Origin of the sequence: Ochrobactrum sp. WV_118_8 (genome assembly GCF_039631535.1) — a bacterium.
Taxonomy (GTDB): domain Bacteria; phylum Pseudomonadota; class Alphaproteobacteria; order Rhizobiales; family Rhizobiaceae; genus Brucella; species Brucella anthropi.
Window position 1 is genome coordinate 1,898,143 of the sequence record NZ_JBDIUZ010000001.1, and the last position, 25,213, is coordinate 1,923,355.

Sequence of the window (25,213 nt, forward strand, 5' to 3'; positions counted from 1 at the left end):
GCGTCCTCCGCTGTGCTGCGGCCCTCTCGCTTCGCTCCGGGTGCAGGTCCGGCCCGCCTGCCGGCTTTCGTCGCCAGAAGGCCGCGAGGGTCGCGGTCACACCGACGAAGGAGCATCCCGATGAGCGAGCAGGACGACAGCTACGAGCCGCATCACGCATCATCCCCCACCGACCACGTCCTCCACGAGCTTCAACTTTATGGCTACCGTCCCTTCGCGGACGAACCCGACGGAAGGCCGCTGCCCGAAGGAAACCACGTCGCCGGCGCCATCGCCGATATCTTCGACGCCCTGATCGCAACCCTGGAAGACACCCGCCTCGAGCCCGACCTCGACGATCTCCTCTGGTCGACGGTCAACGTCTTCCACCGCGCGACCGACCGGATCGAGCGCGAGCTGGACGACAATGAGCAGGCGCAGCGCCGCGGTCAACGCGAACAGGATGGCTCTGAGGTGAAAGCCGTCGAGCTGGAACGCCTCACGGCCGAAGGCCAGACGATGATCGAGCGACGCAACGCCTTCGAACTGATGCGCGACCAAGCGGCCGAGCACTACGAACGGCACACCGGCTCAGCCTGGCGTCCCCGCAGCGGATCGATGGTGAGCCATCGCAACCTCACCTCGGCAATGATCGACAGCCGCGACTTCCTCGCCGCCAAGAGGCGGGCCGATACCGAGGTGCTGCTGCCGGCCGGACCGAAGATCGCCATCACCGGTGGGCTCGACTTCAACGATCACACGCTGATCTGGGCCAAGCTCGATCAGGTCCACGCCAAGCACCCCGACATGGTGCTGATCCACGGCAAGTCACCGAAGGGTGCCGAAAAGATCGCTTCACGTTGGGCCGATCACCGCAAGGTGCCGCAGGTCGGATTTGCTCCCGACTGGACGAAACATGCCAAGGCCGCTCCGTTCAAGCGCAACGATCAGATCCTCGACGTCCTGCCGATCGGGGTCATGCACTTTCCCGGCAGTGGCATTCAGGACAACCTCGCCGACAAGGCCAAGAAGCTCGGCATCCCGGTCTGGAAGCATGGCGGCGCGTGAGCGCCGCCACCTTTGCAACCCCGGCTACCGCTTCATCTTCGTGAATTTGTAGACGCGCCCAGCGCTATCGTAGGTGGTCCAGTCGCCGACCTGCTCACCATTCTCGAAATAGCCGGACCGCAATTTTGAGCCGTCACGGCGAAACCATTCCCAATATCCAGTGGGCTGAACCTCGAGCGTTTGGCCGACGACCCACAAGCTGCCGTCCCTGTGCTTCTTCTCGAAAGGGAGTGTCTCGGTCATTCTCCGCCTCGTCTCAGTCTGGCTCGCCAATCACGGCTATCCGGGCGGACCGCGCATAGTGCGCTAGCTCAGTATCATTCTCGATCAACGCGTCGAGCAGCGTCTTCATATCCGTCCGGTCGGAGGAAGACTGAAAGGGACCCGGCTGACGTTCGATGGCCAACGCGGCGATCGCGAGGGCCTTCTTCACGAGATGCAGATCTCTACCTGTGAACTCCGCCATTGCCGGTCCTTCGCGACTCCAAGCTTGCGGCCCACAGCATAGCCTAGATCCTCGTCCAGCGGCACATGGCACGAGCAAAGCAGAGCAAGCGTCGAGGCCAGGATTGTGGATCTCCTGACGCGAAGAACCACCCCCGCCTTTAAGCGCTGATCCTTGGTCCACCCGCGGACTTGTCGCCATCAACCCGTAAAGGGTCGGCTATGCGAGCATGCCGCCGCTGCGGCTGCGCCTGCGCGGTGATTGCAGTCCACGGCCGAACACTTCGGGCGCCTGTCGGCGGGGGATGGTCCTCCGCTCCAGCAGGAGCCCAGCAAATGTCCCTCAACGACGCTCACGCCTTCGCCTTCAGCCTCGCCACCACCCTGATGGCCGCCATCGTCATTTTCCAGGCCGGCGACGGCACCCTCTCGGTGACAACCGCCAGTGAGTACGACGGCGACGCCTCGGAGATCGTCCATGAAATCGACCCGTTCGCGCCCTGATCAGGCTCATCGGACTGCGCCGGGCGGAAGTCGCTTGCGGTTTCCGCTCCCGGGCAAGGCCCTTTTCCGCTATTATCCGAGCGCGCCGTGGTGGTGGTGGCAGGCGCGACCGTCAGACCTATCGTCACGGAGGCTACCACCATGATCATTCTTGCAATCCTCGCCTCGCTCGCCGCCATCGGCGCGCTATGCTGGCTGTTATTCACTCTAGCCGTCTTCGCACTGCCGGCCTTCGTCGGCGCAACCGTTGGCGCCTGGGCTTACGGCACTGGCGCCGGTGTGCCTGGCGCAATTCTCATCGGCCTGGTCGCCGCGGCCGCCACCCTAGCGGTCGGCCAGCTCGTGATGATGTTCGTGCGGCCCGTATGGCTGAAGCTGATCGTCGCCATCGCCTTCGTTGCCCCGGCGGCGATCGCCGGATTCCATGCCACGCACGGCATCGTCAAGCATCTCATGCCATCCGAGGCATGGCAGATGACCTTCTCCGTCATCGGCGCCATCGCGGTCGGCATCACCGCCCTCGTGCGGGTCGCAGGGATGGCGACGGCTCCGGGCCCTTCCGGTCAGGGCTTAGCGCGGGCCTGACTTGATCCAGCGCCAATGCGACGGACCAAAATCGCGTTGGCGCGAACGCCTCCGTCGTCTGAGGCGGGTGTGGCTGGAGCGTGGAGCAAGACTCGACGCTAGACCTTGGGCACGACCCCCGCTGGCGCGCTTCGAGGCGGCTGCATCTGCGCGGGCAACGTGCGACCGCTCGTCACGACCCTCCAATAGCGGCGACAACGAGGAGGCAGCACGACTAGCCTGTACGAGGGAGCAATCGCCAGAAGGTCCCGTATCGGCGCCGGTATGCCGATGCAGGGTGGCCGCCATCTTCTCCGTTTCCTGGCCCGTGTCTCAACCGCTCCAAACGGCCTCTTCAATGGCCTGATCTGGCCGAAGGCCGGCTGCGCCTCGATCGCCTATGACGCAACAGCCGCGTCAGACTTTCTTCCCCTGCCGGCTACGCCGCCATTCCTCGCGGGACAACAAAGTCCTCCTTAGCTGTCCAGCCCCTTCGGGGTGCGCCGTCGATCGCCTCCGGCCAACCGATCGCCATCGAGGCCGCAATGGTGCGGGCTCGAATACGGAAAGACGGAGACTTACAATGGCGACCATCGGCACCTTCAAGAAGACCGGTTCGAACGAGTTCACCGGCGAAATCGTCACCCTCAGCGTCCAGGCCAAGGGCGTGCGTATCGTCCCCGACACCCGCGCCACTGGCGAAAACGCGCCGAGCCACCGGGTTCTGGTCGGCCGCGCCGAGATCGGGGCCGCCTGGTCCAAGCGCTCCAACGAGGGCCGCGACTACCTGGGCCTCAAGCTGGACGACCCTTCGTTCAACAGCCCCATCTACGCCAACCTCTTCGACGACGAGGACGCGGACACCTTCTCGCTGATCTGGTCCCGTCCCAACGGGCGGCGCAGCGACTGAGGGCCGGCGCAAGGCCCCGGCCGGAAGGCCGGGGCCCTCGCATTCTCGAACGACCGAATCAGTCAGCGGCTTCGACACCGGCAATCCGCTCGCCGAAGGCGAAATCGCTGGAACTCCGAGGCCAGAACGACTATTATAGTCGTAGTTTTGGCGTGCGCGTAGGACCGTGTGGGAGGTGATCATGCATGATCACCGCCCGACAATTTCGGGCCGCACGCGCGTTGCTGGGTTGGACACAGGAGACGCTCGCGGACAAGGCCCGGGTCTCATTGACCGCTCTCAAGCGCCTCGAATCCCATAGCGGGCTGGAGGTGTACGAGACGACTCGCGATGAGGTGAGACGAGCTTTCGAACGCGCCGGCATCGTCTTCCTGAACTCCGACCAGGGCAAGGGAGTGCTGTTGGTCGATGCCAAGAAGGACGCCTGATTTTCCGATTGTCGCGGCAACGCCACGACTTCGCGCAGGTGTTGCCCGCTTCATCATTGCGATCAAATCAGGGCTAATAATGTTTCCCAGAATGGATAAACCGCGTCTTCGGGGGATGTTGTGACCAAGTCGGATTTTCTCGACCAGCCACCGGGCGGCGCGGCGCTGACGGCCTACGATCGGGCGCATCTGAAGCTCTATGCCCGTCTGCTCGATGCCGAGGCGCAAGGGGCGGATTGGCGAGAAGTGGCTAAAGTCCTCTTCGACCTTGAGGCCGATTGGGACGAGCCCCGCGCTCGGCAGGTCTACGACGCACATCTTGAACGCGCCAGATGGATGACGCAGGGCGGCTACTGCGAGTTCCTTGGCTCGCGCGCGCACTGAGGTGATGCGGAACGCGCATCACCTTGATCCACCTTCGTTATTCCCAAGCCTCATTCAACTTGGAATCGTACCCCATGCATAACTCGCGTTGCGTCTTATTGCGCGGAGGCGGTGGAGGATGTCCGAGGACGAAAGCTGGCGGTCTGAGGCCGCTTACGATTACATCGATGCGCTAACGCCCGGCGATCTGGCCTGGGAGTTTCTGCGGCGCAACCCAGACTACAGAAAATCCTATCGGGAGCTGATAGCCGTCGGGCGTTTGAGCGAGAGCGCCGCGCGCGAGTTTGCCGCCCAATGGGGGTTGCGATTTCGTCGCCGACCCAAGCCACTCGGCGCTAATCCAGCCGATCTTCTGGACCCCGCAAGTCGATCCGGCTGCGATCATCCTGACGACAGGCCCAGAGACCGATGGCCCCCCGTTCACCGCTGAAGATGTTCATGCCCATGTAATCCTTCAGTATGACGAGGCGCTCGTCCGGCTTGAGATGCGACGCGAAAGCTTTGACGTCGCTCTGACCGCATTGTCTAGCCGCCAGGCGCTCGCCGCGCTTCTCATTATCGATGATCTGCTGCCGGACCGCCTCACCGCTTTGGCGCGCTTCTGGGCCGCCATCAAGAACCGGCGTGCGCCCGCCGACCCCCGAGTCACACCGCAGCGCCAGCGGCGCGCTCGCTTGATGCTACGCGTCGTCGATGCCCGGGTCGCAGGAGCGACCTACCGCCAGATCGCCGCGCAGCTCTTCCCAAATCTTAAAAGCGACTCGGAAACCTGGGTCGAGAACCCCGTCCGCGAGACGACAGTCCGCCTTGCCCGGGACGGCTTGGCGTTCGTCGGTGGTGGCTACCGCAGAATCCTTCGGCTTCCACGTCGCTCGCGATGACACATCCTCGGTGTCGAAAATAACTTCCTAATTCCGTTCCTGTCGGAAGCGCCGTCCTCCCGCCACCGTGCTCGCAACCCGCCGCTCGTTCGCAGCGGCCATCAGTGAGACCACGGAGGTGCGATCATGGCCGAAACAGCCGCCAGTATTCCGCAGCGCTATCTCAGAACACAGGAAGCCGCGCGGTTCCTCGGCCTTTCCGAGCGCACGCTCGAAAAGCACCGTACCTACGGAACCGGCCCAACCTATCGCAAGCTCGGCGGTCGCGTCGTCTATGCGGTGGAAGACCTCCAAGCCTGGGCGGACCGGGGTCTCGTAACCTCCACCTCCGATCCACGCGCAGGCACCGTTCTGCCCGCCAAGCGTCAGCCGAAATCTCCCGCCACGGCCGGCGGGCGCTTTCCTCGCTGAGACGGCGCGCCATGTCGTCCCGCCACCAACATCGCGATGAGCGTGCGCAGCTCGATCTGTTCCGGGCGCTGCCCGGCGATCTTGCGCCCCGCGATGCGCAGGACCTCATGGCCTATCCGTTCTTCTCGCTCGCCAAGTCGAAGCGCCTGGCGCCGATCGATTTCAAGGCAGGCTCTGTAAAGATCCGCGTCGAAGCGGTCGCCGAGCACGGTATGGCCACGATCTGGGACGCCGACGTCCTGATCTGGGCCGCCTCACAGATCGTCGAGGCGCGCGACCTCGGCCTGCGGCCGTCGCGTCTGATGGCGACCACGCCATACGAGATTCTGCAGTTCATCGGCCGCGGCGTGTCGCTGCGCGACTACGACCGCCTGAAGGCCGCGCTCGACCGGCTTCAGTCGACCACGGTGGCGACCTCGATCCGCCAGCCGACCGAGCGGCGAATGCACCGCTTCTCCTGGATCAACGAGTGGAAGGAACGCGCCGATCACCGAGGCCGCCCGCTCGGGCTCGAACTGATCTTGCCTGACTGGTTCTACGGCGCCGTGCTGGACGACGCGCTCGTGCTGACAATCGACCGCAACTATTTCGGTCTGACCGGCGGGCTCGAACGCTGGCTTTACCGCCTCGTGCGCAAGCACGGCGGCAAGCAGGAGTTCGGCTGGAGCTTCGACTTTCCACATCTCCATTCGAAGTCCGGCAGCCTCTCGCCGCTCAAGCACTTCGCCTACGACCTGCGTGACATCGTCAAACGACAGCCGCTTCCAGGCTACCGCCTGACCATAGAGCAATGCGTCGGCGGGCCGGAAATTCTCTCCTTCGTGCCGACCGATCCGGATGCCCTCGGCATCCCGCGACGTCGTCGCCGGACCAAACCTCACCCTGGGGATAAGCTGTGAATCGTCTCGTGCTATCAGGGACCGGCACTATCGTGCCATCGGGGACCGGACACTCGTGCTATCGGGGACCGGAATCGTCGATTCCTCGCGCCAAATCAGCAGCTTGCGAGCCCCGTAACTTATCTAACCTAGATTCCTACGGAATCTTTCTAACGCGACCGCCTTTTTCGGCCGCTGTGGACGAGTGCCCGATCGCCGGGAGACCGTCATGATCGTCGCGCTGCTCAACCAAAAAGGCGGCGTCGGCAAGACGACGCTCGCCCTTCACCTCGCTGGCGAATGGGCTCGCCGTGGACAGCGCGTCACGCTGATTGACGCCGACCCGCAAGGCTCGGCACTCGACTGGTCCCAGCAGCGCAGTCGCGAGGGGCTGGAGCGGCTGTTCGGTGTTGTCGGCCTGGCGCGCGACACGCTCCACCGTGAAGCGCCGGAGCTGGCGCGCGACGCCGACCATGTCGTCATCGATGGCCCGCCGCGCGTCGCCGGCCTGATGCGCTCGGCGCTTCTCGCCGCCGATCTCGTTCTGATCCCGGTGCAGCCGTCACCGCTCGATGGCTGGGCCTCGGCCGAGATGCTCAGCCTGCTCGGCGAGGCGCGCATCTATCGCCCGCAGCTCGCCGCTCGCTTCGTGCTGAACCGGTGCGCCGCCCGCACGGTCCTGGCGCGCGAGACCGCCGAGACGCTGGCGGATCACGACCCGCCCTTGCTCTCGACCACGATCGGACAGCGCATCGTCTTTGCTGACGTTGTGCAGACCGGCCGGCTCGCCGCCGAGCAGGACGAGGATTGCCCCGGCGCGCGCGAGATCGAGGCGCTCGCGGCGGAAGTCGCGAGGATTGGCGCATGAGCGCGCGGTCCCCGAAGCGCAGCTTTGCGGCGCGTCCGGCCGATCCCGAAGACTGGATCAAGGTGCCCGATCGCCACGCAACCCGCACCCAGCCCGCTGAGGATTTCTCTGCGCGGCTGACGATTGACGTCACCACCGACATGCGGGGCCGCATCAAGATCGCTGCCTTCCAGCGCGGCCAGACCGTCGCCGACATGCTGCGCGCGCTGTTCGAACGCGAATTCCCACCCCCCTCAGGAGAAGGATGATGACCGGCCTTGTCGCCGCGCCAATGCGCGTCCTTGGCGCTACCGCCGAGCCGCCGCCCGAGGCGTTCACCCAGGTCGAACTCATCTGGATCGAGAAGCAGACCGAGCACTGGATCCGCTTCGGCCGCGAACGGCGCGAGCAGATCCTCGATCGTCGCCGTCGCATCCTCTTCTTCCCTCCCGGCAGCGTCCTCGCGCTCGTGCGCTGGGCGGCGAACGAGCACGGCACCGTTCTCTCGCGGCTCGACATCCTGCGCACGGTTGAACGCGGCGCAGCGTGCCAGACCGTTCCGACGGTCACGCCCGGCGCAGAGGTCCTGCTGCATGTCGATGGCTGGCCGAAGGTTGAGCGCGTGCTCCAGCTCATCAACGCCATCGAGGCGCGCGGCATCGATCCGATCGAGGTTTCGCCCGATCATTGGCACCACGTCCATAACCGGATGACCATCGGCGAAACGCCGCGCGCTTATGGCTTTCGGCAGCATCGCGCCTTTCTCCTGCGTCGGGAGATCGGCGCATGACCCGGCTCTCCTATGGCGTCGTCATGGCCGCGTCCGTGTCGCTTCTCGGGGTCGCCTCGATCGCTTCCTTCGCGCCGCGCCTGATCTGGAACGCGTCCGCCAGCACGCCGGTCGGCTTCTACACGATCGGCGAAGTGGGCAACCTCGAAGTGACCGATCTGGTGGCCGTCGACGCGCCCGAGCCGCTCGCAACCTTCCTGTCCGATGGCGGCTACCTGCCGCGCGGCGTACCGCTCCTGAAGCGTGTCGCCGCGCTCCCGGGACAGCGGGTCTGTCGGACCGGGCTCGTCATCACCGTCGACGGCGTGCCGATGGGAGACGCCCTCGATCGCGATCGTCGCGGCCGTCTGCTCCCGATCTGGCGCGGCTGCCAGTTGGTCGCGAACGGCGAGCTGTTCCTGATGAATTGGCAGGTCCGAGACAGCCTGGACGGACGCTATTTCGGCCCGCTTCCGGCCACCGCCGTGATCGGCCGGGCAACCCCTCTCTACACCGACGAGGACGGCGATGGCCGCTTCGTTTGGCGTGCGCCGACGCGGTGACGGCGCGCCCATGACCCTGTTCACCGCAATCTGAAGGAGACGACCCATGCCCGTGATCGGTCAATTCGTGCGCGAGAATGATGGCTTCATCGGCGACCTGACGACGCTGTCATTGCATCAGGACATCATCATCGTCGCGGCCGAGCCGTCCGATGCCGAGAACGCGCCGGACTACCGCGTCCATGTGCTCGACACCATGAGCAACGAGACTGGCGCGGAGATCGGCGCGGGCTGGAAGCGCACCGGCGAGAAGGCCGGCGAATACGTCTCGCTGCAACTCGACGATCCGACCTTCGACCACCCGATCCGCGCCAATCTGTTCCAATCGGCCGACGACAAGTCCGCCTGGAGCCTGCATTGGAATCGCCCGCCGAAGCGCGGCGAGCGGGATTGATCGATGACCGTCGCGCGCCATCAGCCTGCCGTCGGAGGGAGGATCGCCCTCCGACGTACAGCCCTCCTTCTCCTTTCCGGCCTAATCCTCGCCGCGCCGGCCGCAAGCACTGCCTACGCTCAGCAAGCGCAGGTGGAGCGGCCCTCACGCAGCGATCCCTATGGCGCTTACATCGCGGAGGCGGCGCAGCGGTTCGGCGTTCCAGAAGCGTGGATACGCGCCGTCATGCGCGTCGAAAGCGCAGGCGATGTGCGCGCCATCTCGTCGGCCGGCGCCATTGGACTGATGCAGATCATGCCGGCCACCTGGGCCGAACTCCGCGTCCGGCATCGGCTCGGCGGCGATCCCTACGATCCGCGCGACAACATTCTGGCGGGCGCTGCGTATCTGCGCGAGATGCACGGCCGCTACGGTTGGCCCGGCTTTCTGGCGGCCTACAACGCCGGCCCGGGCCGCTACGAAGAGTATCTCGCAGGCCGCCCATTGCCGGCTGAAACCCGCGCCTACGTCGCGGCGCTCGCCCCCGTTCTCGGCGGCGGTGAACTCGCCGGCCCCGTCACGGTGGCGGCCGCCGATCCCCTGGCTTGGACCCGGGCGCCGCTCTTTGCCCCGCAGTCGGCCGGCAGCGAACCTGCCGCGCCGGTGCAGTCTGCGGGCGCTCCGGACGCCCCCGCAGCGGTTGCCCCGGAGCGCGATCAAGGCCCGGTGGCTTCGCGCACCGATGGCCTTTTCGTCGCGCGCAATGTCCCTGGTGGCCCGCGATGACCGCTTTCGCACCGGTTCGCATTGTGGCGCGGTCTGGCGGGCAAATGGCGGTCCGGAGAGGAGGAGCCGACAGCACAACCGCACGATGGCGAGATAAAAGCCGGCGAGGTGCGGCTTGGTGCGGTGGTGTGTTTTCAGGGACTTGTGGCGCATTTGCGCGAGGTGCGCCTCATCGGCGCAGCCTGCGCATTTGCCATTTCGCCAAGGCTTTCCGCGCGTTTGCGCGATGTGCGGGGCCTCGACCATGAGCGGCGAGGACGATTTCCGCATCCGGCCTGGCCGCATCCGCTCGACCCGTGCGCAGCAGGCGCGGCCCTTCATTGCCCAGGCGCTCGCCGCCGCTCAGCGGGCCGGTGGACGCGTCTCGCGCTCCGGCCAGATCAGCAAGGGCAATCGCTCGCGGTTCGGACGCGGACTGCGCGCGACCGTGCAGGCCAATCGGCTGCTCTCGGGCCGATCGCGGAACACCGTCATCAAGACGCGCGTCGTCCGTCATAGCGCGCAGGCCGCGCCGCTCTCCGCCCACCTCAGCTATCTCCGCCGCGAGGGCGTCACCCGGGATGGGGAGAAGGCGCACCTGTTCGGTCCCGAAACCGAGGACGCCGATCCGAGGGCCTTCGCCAAGCGCACCCAGGACGACCGGCATCACTTCCGGTTCATCGTCTCACCCGAGGACGCGACCGAGATCAGCGACCTCAAGGGCTTCGCGCGCGAGCTGATGGACCAGATGGAGAAGGACCTCGGCACAAAGCTGGACTGGGTGGGCGTCGATCACTGGAACACCGACAATCCGCACGTCCATATCATCCTGCGGGGTCGGACCGACGACGGCCAAGACCTCGTGATCTCGCGCGACTACATCAAGGAAGGCATGCGCGCCCGCGCGCAGGATCTCGTCACCCAGGAGCTTGGGCCGCGCACCGAGCAGGAGATCCGGCGCAACCTCGGGCGTCAGGTCGAGGCGGAACGCTGGACCGATCTCGATCGCCAGATCGCCCGCGACAGCTATCGCACGGGCGTCGCCGACCTCGCCCCACATCCCGATCAGCAGCCAGACGAATTCCACGCGCTGAAGGTCGGTCGGCTGCGCAAGCTGGAGACACTCGGCCTCGCCGATCAGGTCGGTCTCAGCCAGTGGGTCGTATCGGACGATGCCGAAAAGACGCTGCGCGCGCTTGGCGAGCGCGGCGACATCATCAAGCGCATCCACCGCGGACTGACCGAACGCGGCATCGAGCGCGGCACGACGAGCTATGTGCTCGCCGGCGAGAGCATTGACGATCCGGTCATCGGACGGCTGGTCGACCGCGGTCTCGACGATGAGTTGAAGGGTACAGCCTACGCCGTGGTCGACGGCACCGACGGGCGCACCCACCATATCAAGCTCGCCGATCTCGATGCCGCCGGGGACAGTGCGCCTGGTTCGATCGTCGAACTGCGCAAGTTCGACGACGCGCAGGGCCGCCGGCGTGTCGCGCTCGCGGTACGGTCCGATCTCGATATTGAGCGGCAAGTTCATGCAACCGGCGCCACCTGGCTCGACCGGCAGGCGATCGCCCGCGAGCCGGCAGCGCTCGGCGGTGGCGGCTTCGGCGCGGAGGTTCGCCAGGCGATGGACCGACGCGCCGACCATCTCATCGCCCAGGGGCTCGCCGAGCGGCAAACGCGCGGCGTCAGCTTCTCTCCGGGGCTGATCGAAACCTTGCGCCAGCGCGAGGTCGAAGCGCTCGGGGAGAAGCTCGCGGCCGAGACCGGCCGGTCATTCTTGAAGGCCGGAACGGGCGAGTATGTCGCGGGCACCTATCGGCAGCGCTTCGCGCTCGCCTCCGGCCGCTTCGCCATGATCGACGACGGCCTCGGCTTCCAGCTCGTGCCCTGGTCGCCCTCCCTCGAACGTCAACTCGGCCAGCACGTCTCCGGCGTCTCGCGCGGCGGCGGCGGCGTCGACTGGAGCTTCGGCCGCAATCGAGGCCTCGGCATGTAGCCCAACCAAGAAAGGAGTACGCCCATGTCGGCGACTAAAATCCTCTGGGGTCAGATCCTCACCGTCTTCCTGATCGTGTTGATGACGACCTGGGGCGCGACACAATGGACGGCCTATCGTCTCGGCTTCCAGCCTCAGCTCGGACTGCCCTGGTTCGAATTGGCGGGCTGGCCGATCTACTACCCGCCCGCCTTCTTCTGGTGGTGGTATTTCTACGACGCCTATGCGCCGCCGATCTTCGTCGAGGGCGCCTATATCGCCGCATCGGGTGGCTTCATCTCCATCGCCGTCGCGATCGGCATGTCGGTGTGGCGGGCACGCGAAGCGAAAAACGTCGAGACCTATGGCTCGGCCCGCTGGGCGCGGCCGGAGGAGGTGAAAGCCGCAGGCTTGCTCGGTCCAGATGGCGTCGTGCTCGGCAAACACGAGCGCGACTATCTCCGACATGACGGCCCCGAGCATGTGCTGTGCTTCGCGCCAACGCGTTCCGGCAAGGGCGTGGGTCTGGTCGTGCCCTCGCTCTTGACCTGGCCGGGGTCGGCGATCGTCCACGATATCAAAGGCGAGAACTGGACGCTGACCGCCGGCTACCGCGCCCGCCACGGCCGCGTGCTGCTGTTCGATCCGACGAATGCGAAGTCGGCGGCCTACAATCCGCTGCTCGAGGTGCGGCGCGGCGAATGGGAAGTGCGCGACGTGCAGAACATCGCCGACATCCTGGTCGACCCGGAAGGCTCGCTCGAAAAGCGGAACCACTGGGAGAAGACGTCGCACGCACTTTTGGTCGGGGCCATCCTCCACGTCCTCTATGCAGAGCCCGACAAGACGTTGGCCGGCGTCGCCGCCTTCCTGTCCGATCCGAAGCGCCCGATCGAGTCGACGCTCGCGGCGATGATGAAGACCGCGCATCTCGGCGAGGCCGGCCCGCATCCGGTGATCGCCAGCGCGGCCCGCGAGCTGCTCAACAAATCCGACAATGAGCGGTCGGGCGTGCTGTCGACTGCGATGTCGTTCCTCGGGCTTTATCGCGATCCCGTCGTGGCCGAGGTCACCCGCCGCTGCGACTGGCGCATCGCCGATATGGTCGAAGGCAAGCATCCGACCACGCTCTACCTCGTGGTCCCGCCATCCGACATCAACCGCACCAAACCCTTGATCCGCCTGATCCTCAACCAGGTCGGGCGCCGGTTGACCGAGGACTTGCAGGCGAAGGGCAACCGACACCGTCTGCTGCTCATGCTCGATGAGTTTCCCGCCCTCGGGCGCCTGGACTTCTTTGAGAGCGCACTGGCGTTCATGGCGGGTTACGGCCTGAAGGCCTTCCTCATCGCCCAGTCGCTGAACCAGATCGAGAAGGCCTACGGGCCTAACAACTCGATCCTCGACAACTGCCATGTCCGGGTCAGCTTCGCGACCAATGACGAGCGAACCGCCAAACGCGTTTCGGACGCGCTCGGCACCGCGACCGAGATGAAGGCGATGAAGAACTATGCCGGACACCGGCTGTCGCCGTGGTTGGGGCATCTGATGGTCTCACGCTCTGAGACGGCCCGGCAGCTACTGACGCCGGGCGAGATCATGCAGCTTCCCCCTTCGGATGAGATCGTCATGGTCGCCGGCATCTCCCCAATCCGGGCGAAGAAGGCACGATACTACGAGGATCGGCGGCTTCAGGAGCGCATCCTGACCCCGCCGACCCTGACGAAACCGCGAACAGGTCAGGCCGACGACTGGAGCACACTGGCGCTGCCGGCGGCGCCCGACCTCCACGCACCGATCGCTGCGCAGGAGGCATCGGACGATGATCCGACCGAGTCGGAGCGTCGTCACCAGCCAGAACTCAGCCGAACGAAGACCGTCGAGCGCAAGGCGGTCATCGAGAACGAGTTCGAAATCGATCCTCGGGATGACGTCGATGAGGATGCCGCGCGCCTAAGCCGCATGAACCAGACCATGCGCCAGGTCGCCCGTCAGGCATCGCTCGACCCGGGCGATGGCATCGAGTTGTAGGGGCGGTCGTGACGAAACCTCTCAAGAAACAGCGGCTGTCGGTCTATCTCGATCCCGATGTGATGAAGGCGCTCACCGCGCACGCCGCGCGGCGAGACCTATCCCTGTCGCTAGTCGCAGAAGCAGGCATCGCCTCCTTCTTGTCGCCTGATGCCGCGGAACGGCAAGAGGCGGCCACCACCAAGCGGCTCGACCAGCTCGATCGTCGCATCGCGCGGATGGAGCGCGACCTTGGCATTTCAGTCGAGACGCTCGCCGTGTTTATCCGCTTCTGGCTGACGTCCAACCCGCCACTGCCCGAGCCGGCGCAGATCGCGGCGCGTGCGAAGGCCGCCGAGCGCTACGAAGCTTTCGTCACCGCCCTTGGCCGACGACTCGCGCAGGGACCGAAGCTCAGGCAGGAAATCGCGGAAGACATTCCCGCGCACGACGCGGAATAATCACTGATCGACGCATCGCAAGTATTGCTGCGTTCCGCCGCTTCCCTGTCTTTGTACGCCACAGTACGACGACCACATTATGGTTGTTGTCAGGCCATGATTTCTGCCTCTTCTACTCATCCCCGATCCAGGGCCGCATGTCGCGGTCCCGCAAGAGAACGGGGACGACGTGGCGGCAAATCACCAGAAATCGGAAGCGATCCTACGCGGCGCGCGCATGCTGCGCACCGCGCTCGGCCCCGCCATCGCCCGCTTTCTGGAAGACCCCGCGATCGTCGAGGTGATGCTCAATCCCGATGGGCGGCTCTGGGTCGACCGGCTGTCCGAGGGGCTTTCCGATACGGGTGAGTTGCTGACGGCGTCAGATGGCGAGCGGATCATCCGCCTCGTCGCTCACCATGTCGGCGCCGAGGTTCATCCTGGCGCCCCCCGCGTCTCGGCCGAGCTACCCGAGACGGGGGAACGGTTCGAGGGCCTGTTGCCGCCCGTGGTGTCCGCGCCGGCATTCGCGATCCGCAAGCCCGCTGTCGCTGTCTTCACGCTCGACGACTACGTGGCAGCCGGAATCATGGCGGCGGATCAGGCCGAAACGCTGCGCCAGGCCGTCGCCGATCGGCGTAACATCCTCGTTGCCGGCGGGACCTCGACCGGCAAGACCACTCTCACCAACGCGCTCCTTGCCGAAGTCTCCAAGACGTCCGACCGCGTCGTCCTGATCGAGGACACGCGCGAGCTGCAATGCGCCGCTCCAAACCTCGTCGCCATGCGAACGAAGGACGGCGTCGCATCGCTTTCTGACCTCGTCCGCTCCTCGCTCCGCCTGCGGCCCGACCGCATTCCTATCGGGGAGGTGCGCGGCTCCGAGGCGCTCGACCTCCTAAAGGCCTGGGGCACCGGCCACCCCGGCGGCGTCGGGACCATCCACGCCGGCACCGCCATCGGCGCGCTGCGCCGCATGGAGCAGCTCATCCAGGAAGCGGTCGTCACCGTTCCGCGCGCGCTCATCGCCGAGACGATCGATCTGGTCGCCGTCCTCTCTGGCCGCGGCGCGTCCCGCCGCCTGGCCGAACTCGCCCGCATCGAGGGCCTCGGCCCCGACGGCGACTACCGCGTCACCCCCGCAAGCCCGCCGCTCACAGGAGAACCGTCATGATCAAGCATGCTTTGCGCATCCGCCGCCACATCGCCACGGCGGTGTCGGTCACCTTCCTCACACTCGCCCTGGCGCCGGCCGCCCATGCGTCGGGTTCGTCGATGCCTTGGGAGGCGCCACTTCAGTCGATCCTCGAATCGATCGAGGGGCCTGTCGCCAAGATCATCGCGGTGATGATCATCATCATCACCGGCCTGACGCTGGCCTTCGGCGACACGTCGGGCGGCGCCCGCAAACTGATCCAGATCGTCTTCGGCCTGTCGATCGCCTTCGCCGCGTCCAGCTTCTTCCTGTCCTTCTTCTCGTTCGGCGGTGGGGCGCTCGTCTGATGGCCGATGGCGCGGATCATGGCGGCGAACTGCCGGGCTTCTCCGTCCCGGTCCACCGGGCGCTGACCGAGCACATCCTGCTCGGCGGCGCGCCGCGCTCGCTTGCCATCCTCAACGGGACGCTGGCCGCCGCGCTCGGCCTCGGCCTTCGCCTGTGGCTGGTCGGCCTGGGGCTTTGGGCCATCGGGCATTTCGCGGCGGTCTGGGCCGCCAAGCGCGATCCGCAGTTCGTCGACGTCGTGCGCAAGCATCTGCGCATCCCCGGCCACCTGTCGGTCTGAGGAGCGACGCTGATGATGAACCTCGCCGAATATCGCAACCGCAACACTCGGCTCGCCGACTACCTCCCTTGGGTGGCGTTGGTCGGCGAAGGCGTCGTGCTGAACAAGGACGGCAGCCTTCAGCGCACCGCACGCTTCCGCGGGCCCGACCTCGACAGCGCCGTCCCGGCCGAGCTGGTGGCCGTCGCCGGCCGCCTCAACAATGCCTTCCGCCGTCTCGGCTCCGGTTGGGCCATCTTCGTCGAGGCGCAGCGGCACGGCGCCGTCACCTATCCGGCCAGCATGTTCGCCGACAGCGCTTCGGCCCTGGTCGATGCCGAGCGCAAGGCCGATTTCGAGGAAGCCGGGGCGCACTTCGAGTCCAGTTATTTCCTGACCTTCCTCTATTTGCCGCCGGTCGAGGACGCCGCCCGCGCCGAGACCTGGCTCTACGAGGGCCGTGATCATGCCGGCGTCGATGCGCACGAGATCCTGCGCGGCTTTGCAGACCGCACCGATCGCATCCTCCAGCTCATCGACGCTTTCATGCCGGAATGCGCTTGGCTCGATGACGGCGAGACGCTGACTTATCTGCATTCGACCGTCTCGACGAAGCGGCACCGCGTCCGCGTCCCCGAGACACCAATGTATCTCGATGCGCTTCTCGCCGATCAGCCGCTGACCGGCGGGCTGGAGCCCCGCCTGGGCGATGCGCATCTGCGCATCCTCACCATCGTCGGCTTCCCGACAGCGACCACGCCCGGCATCCTCGACGAGCTGAACCGCCTGGCCTTTCCCTATCGCTGGTCGACGCGCGCCGTCCTCCTCGACAAGACTGACGCGACCAAGCTGCTGACCAAGATCAGGCGGCAATGGTTCGCCAAGCGCAAAAGCATTGCGGCGATCTTGAAAGAGGTGATGACCAACGAGGCTTCGGCGCTGGTCGACACCGACGCGGCCAACAAGGCGGCCGACGCCGACATGGCGCTGCAGGAGCTGGGCGCCGACTACGCCGGCCAGGCATATGTGACGGCGACGATCGCGGTTTGGGATGACGATCCCCGCATCGCCGCCGAAAAACTCCGTCTCGTCGAGAAGGTAATCCAGGGCCGCGACTTTACGGCAATGCCCGAGACCATCAACGCCGTGGATGCTTGGCTCGGCTCGCTGCCTGGCCATGTCTACGCCAATGTCCGGCAGCCGCCGATCTCGACACTGAATCTCGCCCACATGATCCCGCTGTCGGCGGTGTGGGCTGGACCGGAACGGGACGAGCACTTCAATGCACCCCCACTGCTTTACGGCAGAACCGAAGGCTCGACCCCGTTCCGGCTTTCCATCCATGCAGGCGACGTCGGCCATACTCTGATCGTCGGCCCGACCGGCGCCGGCAAATCCGTGCTGCTCGCCCTCATGGCGCTTCAGTTCCGACGCTATCCGCGATCCCAGGTCTTCTCCTTCGACTTCGGCGGCTCGATCCGGGCCGCAGCCCTCGCCATGCGCGGCGACTGGCACGATCTCGGCGGTGGGCTTACCGAAGGCGCTGACGACAGCGTGTCACTGCAACCGTTGGCGCGGATCGACGATGTCGCCGAGCGGGCATGGGCCTCCGACTGGCTGATCGCGATCCTGGGGCGCGAAAGAGTCCCGGTCACGCCCGAGGTCAAGGAGCATCTGTGGTCGGCGCTGTCGTCGCTGGCCTCCGCGCCTATCAGCGAACGCACCCTAACGGGTCTCTCGGTTCTCCTCCAATCCAACGATCTGAAACAGGCGCTCCGACCATACTGTGTTGGCGGCCCCTATGGCCGGCTGCTCGATGCCGAGGCCGAGCATCTGGGCGAAGCCAATGTTCAGGTCTTCGAAACCGAGGGATTGATCGGCACCGGTGCTGCCGCCGCTGTGCTCGCCTATCTCTTCCATCGCATAGAGGACCGCCTAGACGGTCGTCCGACGCTGCTAATCGTCGACGAAGGCTGGCTCGCGCTGGACGACGACGGCTTCGCCGGTCAGCTCCGCGAATGGCTGAAGACGCTGCGCAAGAAGAACGCCAGCGTCATCTTCGCCACCCAGTCGCTCTCCGACATCGATGGGTCTGCAATCGCGCCCGCGATCATCGAGAGCTGCCAGACCCGTATTCTGCTACCGAACGAACGCGCGATCGAGCCGCAGATCACCGCCATCTATCGGCGTTTCGGCCTCAACGATCGCCAAATTGAGATCCTCGCCCGGGCGATGCCCAAGCGCGACTACTACTGCCAGTCGCGGCGGGGGAATCGCTTGTTCGAGCTAGGCCTGTCGGACGTAGCCCTGGCGCTGTGCGCAGCCTCGTCGAAGCAGCATCAGGCGCTGATCGCCGCGGTTCACGCCCGCAGCGGCACGGATGGTTTCCTTGCCGAATGGCTTGGCGAGAACCGGCTTGGCTGGGCCTCCGACCTCATCCCCGACCTCACCAATGTCACCCCCCAAACCGATCCGGAGGCACGCTCATGACCCGCTCTCATTCTTCCCGCTCGCGCGCGCTGGGCATCGGCGCCGCGCTCCTCGCCGCGCCGCTCGCGCTGTCGCCGATCCTTGCGCCGCCCGCAGCCGCGCAGTGGATCGTCTATGATCCGACCAACTATGCGCAAAACGTCCTGACGGCGGCGCGCACGCTCCAGCAGGTCAATCAGCAGATCACCCAGCTTCAGAATGAAGCGACGATGCTGATCAATCAGGCCCGCAATCTCGCGAGCTTGCCATACTCCTCGCTCCAGCAGCTTCAGCAGTCGATGCAGCGCACCCAGCAACTTCTCGCGGAGGCGCAGGGCATCGCCCTCAACGTCCAGCAGATCGACCGCGCGTTCCAGACCACCTACGGCAACGCGTCGATGTCGGCTTCCGATCAGGCGCTCGTCTCCCAGGCGCGGGAACGCTGGCAGAATACGGTCGGCGGTTTGCAGGACGCCATGCGGGTGCAGGCGGGCGTCGTCGGCAACATCGATACCAATCGCAGTGAGATGACGGCGCTCGTCGGTCAAAGCCAGGGCGCGACCGGCGCGCTGCAGGCGACGCAAGCGGGGAATCAGCTTCTCGCTCTGCAAGCACAGCAGCTCGCCGACCTCACCGCCGTCGTCGCCGCCAATGGCCGCGCACAGAGCCTCTCCGAGGCCGAGCGGGCGGCAGCGGCCGAACAGGGCCGCGAACAGCGCCGCCGGTTCCTGACCCCGGGTACCGGCTACGAGCCCGGCAACGCGCGCATGTTCCCGAACGGCAACTGAGGACATGGTCATGGACGGCAAGATGCTCGCCCGGCTTGGCGCCGTCGTGTTCGTCGCGGTCGCGGTAACCGCGACCGCCATCGAGATGACCCGGAAGGAAGAAGCGCCGCCCGCCTGGCCATCCGGCCGCTCGACCGAGGCGCAGGCCGATCTGCTGCGCGATGAGCTGATCCGCTGCCAGTCCCTCGGTGAAGCGGGGCCACGCGATCCGGGGTGTCTCCGAGCCTGGGCGGAGAACCGTCATCGCTTCCTCGCGCCCGGCGCCCGTCCGATGGAGCGTCTTCCCGAACCGCCTCCGCCGAATGCGATGCCGCGCGAAATCCCCGAGAATCCGATCCGCCGCGAGAGCGCGCCCCAGCCCGACGAGGCACGGTAGTATCATGGGCGGCACCGGCGTCATCGACCACTTCCTCGAGGTCTTCACCCGCTACATCGACAGCGGCTTCGGCCTGCTGAGCGGCGAAGTCGCCTTCATCGCCACCACGCTGATCGTCATCGACGTGACGCTGGCGGCGCTGTTCTGGAGCTGGGGCGCCGATGACGACATCATCGCCCGCCTGGTGAAGAAGACGCTGTTCGTCGGCGTGTTCGCCTACATCATCGGCAACTGGAACAACCTCGCCCGGATCATCTTCGAGAGCTTCGCCGGCCTCGGACTGAAGGCCAGCGGCACGGGCTTCACGACAGCCGACCTCCTGCGCCCGGGCAAGGTCGCGCAGACCGGGCTCGACGCCGGACGGCCGCTGCTCGACTCCATCTCCAACCTCATGGGCTATTGGTCGTTTTTCGAGAACTTCATCCAGATCGCCTGCATGTTCCTGGCCTGGGCGCTGGTGTTGCTCGCTTTCTTCATCCTCGCCATCCAGCTCTTCGTCACGCTGATTGAATTCAAGCTGACGACGCTCGCCGGCTTCGTGCTGATCCCGTTCGGCCTCTTCGGCAAATCCGCCTTCATGGCCGAACGTGTTCTCGGCAACGTCATCTCCTCCGGCATCAAGGTCCTGGTGCTCGCTGTCATCATCGGCATCGGCTCGACGCTGTTCTCCGAGTTCACATCCGGCTTCGGCGGGCAGAACCCTTCGATCGACGAAGCCATGGCTATCGTGCTCGCCGCGCTGTCGCTGCTCGGCCTCGGCATCTTCGGTCCCGGTATCGCAAGCGGCATCGTCTCGGGCGGCCCCCAACTCAGCGCAGGCGCAGCCGTCGGCACAGGCCTCGCCGCAGGCGGCATGGTGGCGGCAGGCGTCGGCGCGGTCGGTGCAGCCGCGTCTGGCGGCGCGGCGCTCGCCGGTGGCGCAGCCGCCGCCGCCCGTGGCGGTGCTGCGGTCGCAGGCGGTGCTTCGACTGCTTACAGCCTTGGCTCTGCTGGGCAGTCCGGCGCGACGGGTGTGGTCTCTGGACTTGGTGGGGTCGCCCGTGCGAGCGGCAGCGCCGCGGTCTCGCCACTGCGCCGCGCTGCCTCCCGCGCCGCCGAGAGCATGCGCTCCAGCTTCGACGCCGGTGGCAAGGCCGCGTTCGAGGCGACGGGCGGCTCTTCCACCATGGGCTCGGTCGGCGGTGATGCCGCCGGCGACAGCGCCGCGTCCTCCGGTGTCGCCATTGCCGGCGGACCGCCCGCTTGGGCGCAGCGGATGCGCCGCTCCCAGCGAATGACCCATGCCGTGCAAGCCACGGCCCATGCCGTCCGCTCCGGCGACGCCCACGGCGGCGGCTCCTCCGTCAATCTCTCCGAAGGCGATCGCTGATGTTCAAACGCCCCTCCACCCATTACGGCAAAGCCGCCGAGCCCGAGACGCCGTATCAGCGCGCCGCGCAAGTCTGGGATGAGCGCATTGGCGCCTCTCGCATCCAGGCCAAGAACTGGCGGCTCATGGCCTTCGGCTCCCTGATCCTGTCGGCCGGGTTCGCTACCGCACTAGTCGTGCAATCGGCACGCGGAACGATCGTGCCGTGGGTGGTGCAGGTCGATCGCGTCGGTCAGGCTCAAGCCGTGGCGCCGGCCGAAGCCGACTACCGCCCGACCGATCCGCAAATCGCCTTCCACCTGGCGCGCTTTGTCGAACAGGTCCGCTCGATTCCGGCCGACGCGATCATCGTGCGACAGAACTGGCTCCGTGCCTACGACTTCACGACCGATCGCGGCGCTATGGCGCTGAACGACTATGCGCGCTCGAACGACCCGTTCACGCGTGTCGGTCGCCAGCAGGTCGCCGTCGACGTCTCCAGCGTCATCCGCGCCTCTCCGGACAGCTTTCGCGTGGCCTGGGTCGAGCGCCACTACGAGAACGGCCAACTCGCCGAGACCACGCGCTGGACCGCGATCCTGACGATCGTCGTGCAGATCCCCCGCAATGCCGACCGGCTCAGGGCCAACCCGCTCGGCATCTACGTCAACGCCATCAACTGGTCACGGGAGCTTGGGCAATGAAGCCGTCTTTCCGTAAAGCTGGAAATCCGGCTTCACACACACTTGTATTCCCGGCTCTCCGCAGAGCCGCAATCCCTATGGTCCTGCTGGCGACAACCGCGCTCGCCGGCTGCGCCACCACGAACCCACCGCCCGAAATTTCCTACGACAACGCGGCTCCTGCCGTGCAGACCGTCGATCCGCCTGCGCCCGTCACCGTGGTTGAGTTACCGCGGCCGTTGCCGCTACCCGGCCAGTTGCAGCGTGTGCCGGAGACACGACGCGCGCCCGAGCCGGCCAACCCGACGGCGCGCGTCAATCAGGCCAATGAGGCGGCCCGCGTCCAGCCGGTGCGCGACGGCTTCATCAACTCCATGCAGGTCTATCCCTGGACGCAAGGGGCGCTCTATCAGGTCTACACCGCTGTCGGTCAGATCACCGACATCGCGCTTCAGCCCGGCGAGCAGCTCGTCGGCGCCGGTCCGGTGGCGGCCGGGGACACGGTCCGCTGGATCATCGGAGACACCGAGAGCGGATCGGGCGCGACGCGCCAAATCCACATCCTCGTGAAGCCGACGCGGGCCGACCTGATGACGAACCTCGTCATCAACACCAACATGCGCACCTATCACATGGAGCTGCGCTCGACCGAGCGGACCTACATGGCCTCTGTCTCCTGGCAGTATCCGCAGGACCAACTCATCGCGCTGCGCCGGCAGAATGCCGAGGCACAAGCCGCGCACCCCGTGGCCAGCGGGGTCGACCTCGCCAACGTCAACTTCCGCTATGCGATCGAGGGTGATCGCGCGCCGTGGCGGCCGCTGCGCGCCTTCGACGACGGTCGCCAGGTCTTCATCGAGTTTCCTCGCGGCATCGGCCAGGGCGAGATGCCGCCGCTCTTCGTCGTTGGTCCCGAGGGCAACACCTCAGAGCTGGTGAATTACCGCGTTCGCGGCCACCACATGATCGTCGACCGGCTGTTCGCTGCCGCCGAACTGCGCTTCGGCTCCGGTCGGGAGCAAAAGCGCGTCAGAATCGTCCGAACCGACGGGAGGCCGACCTCGTGAGCGAGAACCCGCCCCGGAGCGAGGAAATGCCGGACGACGATGCGCAGCCCCTGACCGGCGAGTCGGTCGGGCCTGCGCCGATGCGTCTGCGCGCCGAACCGCCCCGCGTCACCCGATTATCGCGGAAGGTTCTCGCCGGCCTCGGTCTTGTCGCCAGCGTCGGACTCGGAGGAGCACTGATCTACGCGCTTCAGACCCGCGACGCCGGTCGGCCGACCGACGAGCTCTATTCGACCGAGAACCGCTCGACCGCGGACGGCCTGGCTGGCCTTCCACGAGATTACAGTGGCGTGCCGCGGCTCGGTCCGCCACTTCCCGGTGACCTCGGGCGGCCGATCCTCAGCACCCAGGATCGCGGACAGCCGGTGCCGACACCCGGAATCGCCACGCCCAATCCCGGCATCAGCCCGGAAGAGCAGCGCCGCCTTCAGGAGATCGAGACCGCGCGGACCAGCCGTCTGTTTTCCGGATCCGAAAGCCGGGGCGCGCCCGCCGCGGCGGGAATTGCCCCAGCACTCCCGCCCTCGCCGGATTTGGCGAGCCTTGGCCTTGCGCCACCGCCGACCACTCCCTCTGCGCAGGATCGCCAGAACGCCTTCCTCAGCGCGGCGGCCGATCGACGGACGGTGTCCCCCGATCGCGTCGTTGCTCCGGCGTCGCCGAACATCCTTCAGGCCGGCGCAGTCATCTCGGCGGCGCTCATAACTGGCATCCGGTCCGACCTTCCGGGACAGATCACCGCCCAGGTGACCGAAAACATCTACGACAGCCCGACGGGCCGCATCCTGCTCGTCCCACAGGGCACGCGGGTTATCGGCCAATACGACAACAACGTGCAGTTCGGCCAAAGCCGCGTGCTGCTGGTCTGGAACCGGCTGATCTTTCCGAACGGCCGGTCGATCGTTCTCGAACGCCAGCCAGGTGCCGACGCCGAAGGTTTCGCCGGCCTGCAGGACGGCGTCGATTACCACTGGTGGGATCTCGCCAAGGCGGCCGGACTTTCCACACTGCTCAGCGTCGGCGCCGAACTCGCCGTGGACAATGATGATCGCTTGATCCAGGCGATCCGCAATGGCGGCGAGGACACCATCAATGATGCAGGACAGCAGATTGTGCGGCGACAGCTCAACATTGCGCCGACGCTGACGATCCGCCCTGGCTTCCCTGTTCGTGTGATCGTTACGCGGGACCTGGTGCTCGAATCCTACGGAGGATCATGATGGCGAAGCTTAAGTTGGGTCCGATCGTCGACGACAAGCCGATCAAGGTCACGGTAGAAATGCCCGCAGCTCTCCACCGGGATTTGCGGGCATATGCCGAAGCGCTAGGCCGGGAACAGGGCGAGGTGATTGCTGACCCAATGCGATTGATCGTGCCGATGCTGGAGAGGTTCATCGCAACCGATCGCGGTTTTGCAAAAGCTAGGCGAGCTACGACGCAAGAAACCGACGATTAGCCCACACTTCTCCCCTTCAGCCCTGAAAGGGTGTCGAGACATTTCAGCAGCAGTGGCAGGGCGGGATTGTCGTTGTCGCAACATGAAATCGTAGCAGCCGTGGGCGCTCGGACCGATGAAAGCGGAACCAACGCGATATCAGTGCGGCTAACCAACGTCGTGATGGTTAAACCGAAGCCCTGTTCGACCATGGTGAGGAGTGTCTCCCGGCTGACCTGTTGAATGGATAGTTGAACCTCTCCTTCCACGGCTCCTACCATGCGCTTGAGCAAGTCGGAGAGTTCACGTCCGGCACCGTCGGAACGAACGAGAAATACCTCCTCGCAGATGTCTTCCCAAGCCAATTGCATTCGCGACGCCAACTGGTGACGCTGGGACAATGCCACGAACAAAGTGGGATCGCAGAAGCGCCGAATTTTAAACTGGCGGTTGCTGTTCGTGCGAAGGCAAATTGCGGCGTCCAGTAATCCACGCCGCACCCGCGCTGTATTCTCTTCTGAAGTGCCTTCCTCGAGCTTCACCTCGATAGTCGGATATTGATGTCGGAAGTCCGCGAGAAGGTCGATGATTGGGCCCGCTGGAAATGCTTCGAGCATGCCGAATCTGATAAGCCCGGTCTTGAGGTTTCGGGTAGACCGGATCTCTGTCGCAGCCTCGCGAAGGTATCGCGCTCCTGCCGCCGCGTGCTGAAGAAAGCGTGCTCCTTCGGGCGTTAGCGCGGCACCTGTTCTTGTGCGCTCGAACAGCGAAACGCCAAGCTGACGCTCTAGCATCTGCACGCGACGGCTGACGGTAGATTGGGAGATCGCAATGCGGTCGGCCGCCCGGCGAAAGCTACCTGCCTCGGCGACCTGGATCGCGTATTTGAGGTATCGCAGATCAAGCGTCAGATCAGGCATGACGCCCCTCCGTGACTGCCGCCATTTGAGCGCACGAGCAGCGCGCCAAATTCTGATCCGCCAGCGGACGGCGCGTCTCTTTCGATCTCAGACGAGGAATGTGAGCCGAGTCCTTCGATGAGCATGACCATCTCCGAATCCCAGAAATGTATGCGGCAGTCA

Annotated in this window: 34 protein-coding genes; 30 read left to right on the forward strand and 4 right to left on the reverse strand. The window is 65.8% G+C overall.

Annotation, left to right across the window (positions count from 1 at the left end):
- The first annotated feature begins 120 nt into the window (after nucleotides 1-120).
- On the forward strand, nucleotides 121-1,047 hold the full coding sequence (locus ABDF71_RS09145; protein WP_088217369.1) for a DUF2493 domain-containing protein: 927 nt from the start codon (nucleotides 121-123) through the stop codon (nucleotides 1,045-1,047).
- A gap of 24 nt (nucleotides 1,048-1,071) precedes the next feature.
- On the opposite strand, the gene ABDF71_RS09150 is transcribed toward ABDF71_RS09145, so the two are convergent.
- Entirely contained in the window at nucleotides 1,072-1,290 is a 219-nt protein-coding gene (locus ABDF71_RS09150; RefSeq protein WP_500061477.1) for a toxin-antitoxin system YwqK family antitoxin, read from the reverse strand.
- Between the two features lie 13 nt (nucleotides 1,291-1,303).
- Nucleotides 1,304-1,513 (reverse strand): hypothetical protein, encoded by a 210-nt coding sequence (locus ABDF71_RS09155; protein WP_088217367.1) that lies wholly within the window; start codon nucleotides 1,511-1,513, stop codon nucleotides 1,304-1,306.
- Between the two features lie 314 nt (nucleotides 1,514-1,827).
- Here ABDF71_RS09155 and ABDF71_RS09160 point away from each other — a divergent pair, with 314 nt between their 5' ends.
- The 29 genes from ABDF71_RS09160 (at nucleotide 1,828) to ABDF71_RS09300 (ending at nucleotide 24,152) form a co-directional block, all read left to right on the forward strand.
- Complete coding sequence (locus tag ABDF71_RS09160) at nucleotides 1,828-1,995, forward strand: hypothetical protein (protein ID WP_167387110.1); 168 nt, start codon at nucleotides 1,828-1,830, stop codon at nucleotides 1,993-1,995.
- Between the two features lie 141 nt (nucleotides 1,996-2,136).
- On the forward strand, nucleotides 2,137-2,580 hold the full coding sequence (locus tag ABDF71_RS09165; protein WP_088217365.1) for a hypothetical protein: 444 nt from the start codon (nucleotides 2,137-2,139) through the stop codon (nucleotides 2,578-2,580).
- Between the two features lie 562 nt (nucleotides 2,581-3,142).
- A complete protein-coding gene (locus ABDF71_RS09170; protein WP_094514272.1) occupies nucleotides 3,143-3,469 on the forward strand; it encodes a DUF736 domain-containing protein in 327 nt (108 codons plus the stop codon).
- 185 nt (nucleotides 3,470-3,654) lie between these two features.
- On the forward strand, nucleotides 3,655-3,897 hold the full coding sequence (locus ABDF71_RS09175; protein ID WP_037520532.1) for a helix-turn-helix domain-containing protein: 243 nt from the start codon (nucleotides 3,655-3,657) through the stop codon (nucleotides 3,895-3,897).
- A gap of 120 nt (nucleotides 3,898-4,017) precedes the next feature.
- Nucleotides 4,018-4,281: a DNA -binding domain-containing protein gene (locus ABDF71_RS09180; RefSeq protein ID WP_088217363.1), complete on the forward strand. Its 264-nt coding sequence runs from the start codon at nucleotides 4,018-4,020 to the stop codon at nucleotides 4,279-4,281.
- A gap of 118 nt (nucleotides 4,282-4,399) precedes the next feature.
- Complete coding sequence (locus ABDF71_RS09185; RefSeq protein ID WP_231771187.1) at nucleotides 4,400-4,711, forward strand: transcriptional regulator domain-containing protein; 312 nt, start codon at nucleotides 4,400-4,402, stop codon at nucleotides 4,709-4,711.
- Nucleotides 4,620-5,162 (forward strand): DUF2285 domain-containing protein, encoded by a 543-nt coding sequence (locus ABDF71_RS09190; RefSeq protein ID WP_235819899.1) that lies wholly within the window; start codon nucleotides 4,620-4,622, stop codon nucleotides 5,160-5,162. Before ABDF71_RS09185 ends, ABDF71_RS09190 begins: the two co-directional genes overlap by 92 nt.
- Before the next feature lie 126 nt (nucleotides 5,163-5,288).
- Nucleotides 5,289-5,573, forward strand: a complete 285-nt coding sequence (locus ABDF71_RS09195; protein ID WP_039187922.1) for a helix-turn-helix transcriptional regulator — start codon at nucleotides 5,289-5,291, stop codon at nucleotides 5,571-5,573.
- An 11-nt stretch (nucleotides 5,574-5,584) separates the two neighbouring features.
- The gene (locus tag ABDF71_RS09200; RefSeq protein WP_088217362.1) at nucleotides 5,585-6,472 is read left to right on the forward strand and encodes a replication initiator protein A; all 888 of its coding nucleotides are present in this window, start codon (nucleotides 5,585-5,587) and stop codon (nucleotides 6,470-6,472) included.
- 208 nt (nucleotides 6,473-6,680) lie between these two features.
- Nucleotides 6,681-7,319 carry a ParA family partition ATPase gene (gene parA / locus ABDF71_RS09205; RefSeq protein ID WP_088217361.1) on the forward strand — a complete coding sequence of 213 codons (639 nt, stop codon included), beginning with the start codon at nucleotides 6,681-6,683 and terminating at the stop codon, nucleotides 7,317-7,319.
- On the forward strand, nucleotides 7,316-7,567 hold the full coding sequence (locus ABDF71_RS09210; RefSeq protein ID WP_088217360.1) for a hypothetical protein: 252 nt from the start codon (nucleotides 7,316-7,318) through the stop codon (nucleotides 7,565-7,567). Before parA ends, ABDF71_RS09210 begins: the two co-directional genes overlap by 4 nt.
- Nucleotides 7,567-8,088, forward strand: coding sequence for a DUF2840 domain-containing protein (locus ABDF71_RS09215; RefSeq protein WP_088217359.1), 522 nt, complete (start codon nucleotides 7,567-7,569; stop codon nucleotides 8,086-8,088). Before ABDF71_RS09210 ends, ABDF71_RS09215 begins: the two co-directional genes overlap by 1 nt.
- On the forward strand, nucleotides 8,085-8,630 hold the full coding sequence (locus ABDF71_RS09220; RefSeq protein WP_088217358.1) for a S26 family signal peptidase: 546 nt from the start codon (nucleotides 8,085-8,087) through the stop codon (nucleotides 8,628-8,630). The genes ABDF71_RS09215 and ABDF71_RS09220 overlap by 4 nt, the downstream gene beginning before the upstream one ends.
- Nucleotides 8,631-8,676: 46 nt before the next feature.
- Nucleotides 8,677-9,024 (forward strand): DUF736 domain-containing protein, encoded by a 348-nt coding sequence (locus tag ABDF71_RS09225; protein ID WP_088217357.1) that lies wholly within the window; start codon nucleotides 8,677-8,679, stop codon nucleotides 9,022-9,024.
- Nucleotides 9,025-9,027: 3 nt separating this feature from the next.
- Nucleotides 9,028-9,789, forward strand: a complete 762-nt coding sequence (locus ABDF71_RS09230) for a lytic transglycosylase domain-containing protein (RefSeq protein WP_500061478.1) — start codon at nucleotides 9,028-9,030, stop codon at nucleotides 9,787-9,789.
- Between the two features lie 244 nt (nucleotides 9,790-10,033).
- Nucleotides 10,034-11,773 (forward strand): relaxase/mobilization nuclease domain-containing protein, encoded by a 1,740-nt coding sequence (locus tag ABDF71_RS09235; RefSeq protein WP_088217355.1) that lies wholly within the window; start codon nucleotides 10,034-10,036, stop codon nucleotides 11,771-11,773.
- A 24-nt stretch (nucleotides 11,774-11,797) separates the two neighbouring features.
- Complete coding sequence (locus ABDF71_RS09240; RefSeq protein ID WP_088217354.1) at nucleotides 11,798-13,783, forward strand: conjugal transfer protein TraG; 1,986 nt, start codon at nucleotides 11,798-11,800, stop codon at nucleotides 13,781-13,783.
- An 8-nt stretch (nucleotides 13,784-13,791) separates the two neighbouring features.
- Nucleotides 13,792-14,223 carry a hypothetical protein gene (locus ABDF71_RS09245; protein ID WP_039187904.1) on the forward strand — a complete coding sequence of 144 codons (432 nt, stop codon included), beginning with the start codon at nucleotides 13,792-13,794 and terminating at the stop codon, nucleotides 14,221-14,223.
- Between the two features lie 169 nt (nucleotides 14,224-14,392).
- On the forward strand, nucleotides 14,393-15,376 hold the full coding sequence (gene trbB / locus ABDF71_RS09250) for a P-type conjugative transfer ATPase TrbB (protein ID WP_088217353.1): 984 nt from the start codon (nucleotides 14,393-14,395) through the stop codon (nucleotides 15,374-15,376).
- Nucleotides 15,373-15,705: a TrbC/VirB2 family type IV secretion system protein gene (locus tag ABDF71_RS09255; protein ID WP_037455233.1), complete on the forward strand. Its 333-nt coding sequence runs from the start codon at nucleotides 15,373-15,375 to the stop codon at nucleotides 15,703-15,705. The genes trbB and ABDF71_RS09255 overlap by 4 nt, the downstream gene beginning before the upstream one ends.
- The gene (locus tag ABDF71_RS09260) at nucleotides 15,705-15,986 is read left to right on the forward strand and encodes a VirB3 family type IV secretion system protein (RefSeq protein WP_039187889.1); all 282 of its coding nucleotides are present in this window, start codon (nucleotides 15,705-15,707) and stop codon (nucleotides 15,984-15,986) included. Before ABDF71_RS09255 ends, ABDF71_RS09260 begins: the two co-directional genes overlap by 1 nt.
- 12 nt (nucleotides 15,987-15,998) lie before the next feature.
- The gene (gene trbE, locus ABDF71_RS09265) at nucleotides 15,999-18,455 is read left to right on the forward strand and encodes a conjugal transfer protein TrbE (RefSeq protein WP_088217352.1); all 2,457 of its coding nucleotides are present in this window, start codon (nucleotides 15,999-16,001) and stop codon (nucleotides 18,453-18,455) included.
- Complete coding sequence (trbJ, locus tag ABDF71_RS09270; RefSeq protein ID WP_088217351.1) at nucleotides 18,452-19,222, forward strand: P-type conjugative transfer protein TrbJ; 771 nt, start codon at nucleotides 18,452-18,454, stop codon at nucleotides 19,220-19,222. Before trbE ends, trbJ begins: the two co-directional genes overlap by 4 nt.
- A gap of 10 nt (nucleotides 19,223-19,232) precedes the next feature.
- Nucleotides 19,233-19,598 (forward strand): putative entry exclusion protein TrbK-alt, encoded by a 366-nt coding sequence (gene trbK-alt, locus ABDF71_RS09275; protein WP_088217350.1) that lies wholly within the window; start codon nucleotides 19,233-19,235, stop codon nucleotides 19,596-19,598.
- A gap of 4 nt (nucleotides 19,599-19,602) precedes the next feature.
- A complete protein-coding gene (gene trbL / locus ABDF71_RS09280; RefSeq protein WP_088217349.1) occupies nucleotides 19,603-20,967 on the forward strand; it encodes a P-type conjugative transfer protein TrbL in 1,365 nt (454 codons plus the stop codon).
- On the forward strand, nucleotides 20,967-21,650 hold the full coding sequence (gene trbF, locus ABDF71_RS09285; protein WP_088217348.1) for a conjugal transfer protein TrbF: 684 nt from the start codon (nucleotides 20,967-20,969) through the stop codon (nucleotides 21,648-21,650). The genes trbL and trbF overlap by 1 nt, the downstream gene beginning before the upstream one ends.
- A complete protein-coding gene (gene trbG, locus ABDF71_RS09290; RefSeq protein ID WP_088217347.1) occupies nucleotides 21,647-22,696 on the forward strand; it encodes a P-type conjugative transfer protein TrbG in 1,050 nt (349 codons plus the stop codon). The genes trbF and trbG overlap by 4 nt, the downstream gene beginning before the upstream one ends.
- Nucleotides 22,693-23,916, forward strand: coding sequence for a TraB/TrbI/VirB10 family type IV secretion system protein (locus ABDF71_RS09295; protein ID WP_088217346.1), 1,224 nt, complete (start codon nucleotides 22,693-22,695; stop codon nucleotides 23,914-23,916). Before trbG ends, ABDF71_RS09295 begins: the two co-directional genes overlap by 4 nt.
- Nucleotides 23,916-24,152: a DUF2274 domain-containing protein gene (locus ABDF71_RS09300; protein WP_088217345.1), complete on the forward strand. Its 237-nt coding sequence runs from the start codon at nucleotides 23,916-23,918 to the stop codon at nucleotides 24,150-24,152. The genes ABDF71_RS09295 and ABDF71_RS09300 overlap by 1 nt, the downstream gene beginning before the upstream one ends.
- Here the strand turns inward: ABDF71_RS09300 and ABDF71_RS09305 are convergent.
- On the reverse strand, nucleotides 24,149-25,051 hold the full coding sequence (locus tag ABDF71_RS09305) for a LysR family transcriptional regulator (RefSeq protein WP_088217344.1): 903 nt from the start codon (nucleotides 25,049-25,051) through the stop codon (nucleotides 24,149-24,151). The genes ABDF71_RS09300 and ABDF71_RS09305 overlap by 4 nt on opposite strands.
- Complete coding sequence (locus tag ABDF71_RS09310; RefSeq protein ID WP_191192435.1) at nucleotides 25,039-25,176, reverse strand: hypothetical protein; 138 nt, start codon at nucleotides 25,174-25,176, stop codon at nucleotides 25,039-25,041. Before ABDF71_RS09310 ends, ABDF71_RS09305 begins: the two co-directional genes overlap by 13 nt.
- Between the last annotated feature and the right edge of the window lie 37 nt (nucleotides 25,177-25,213).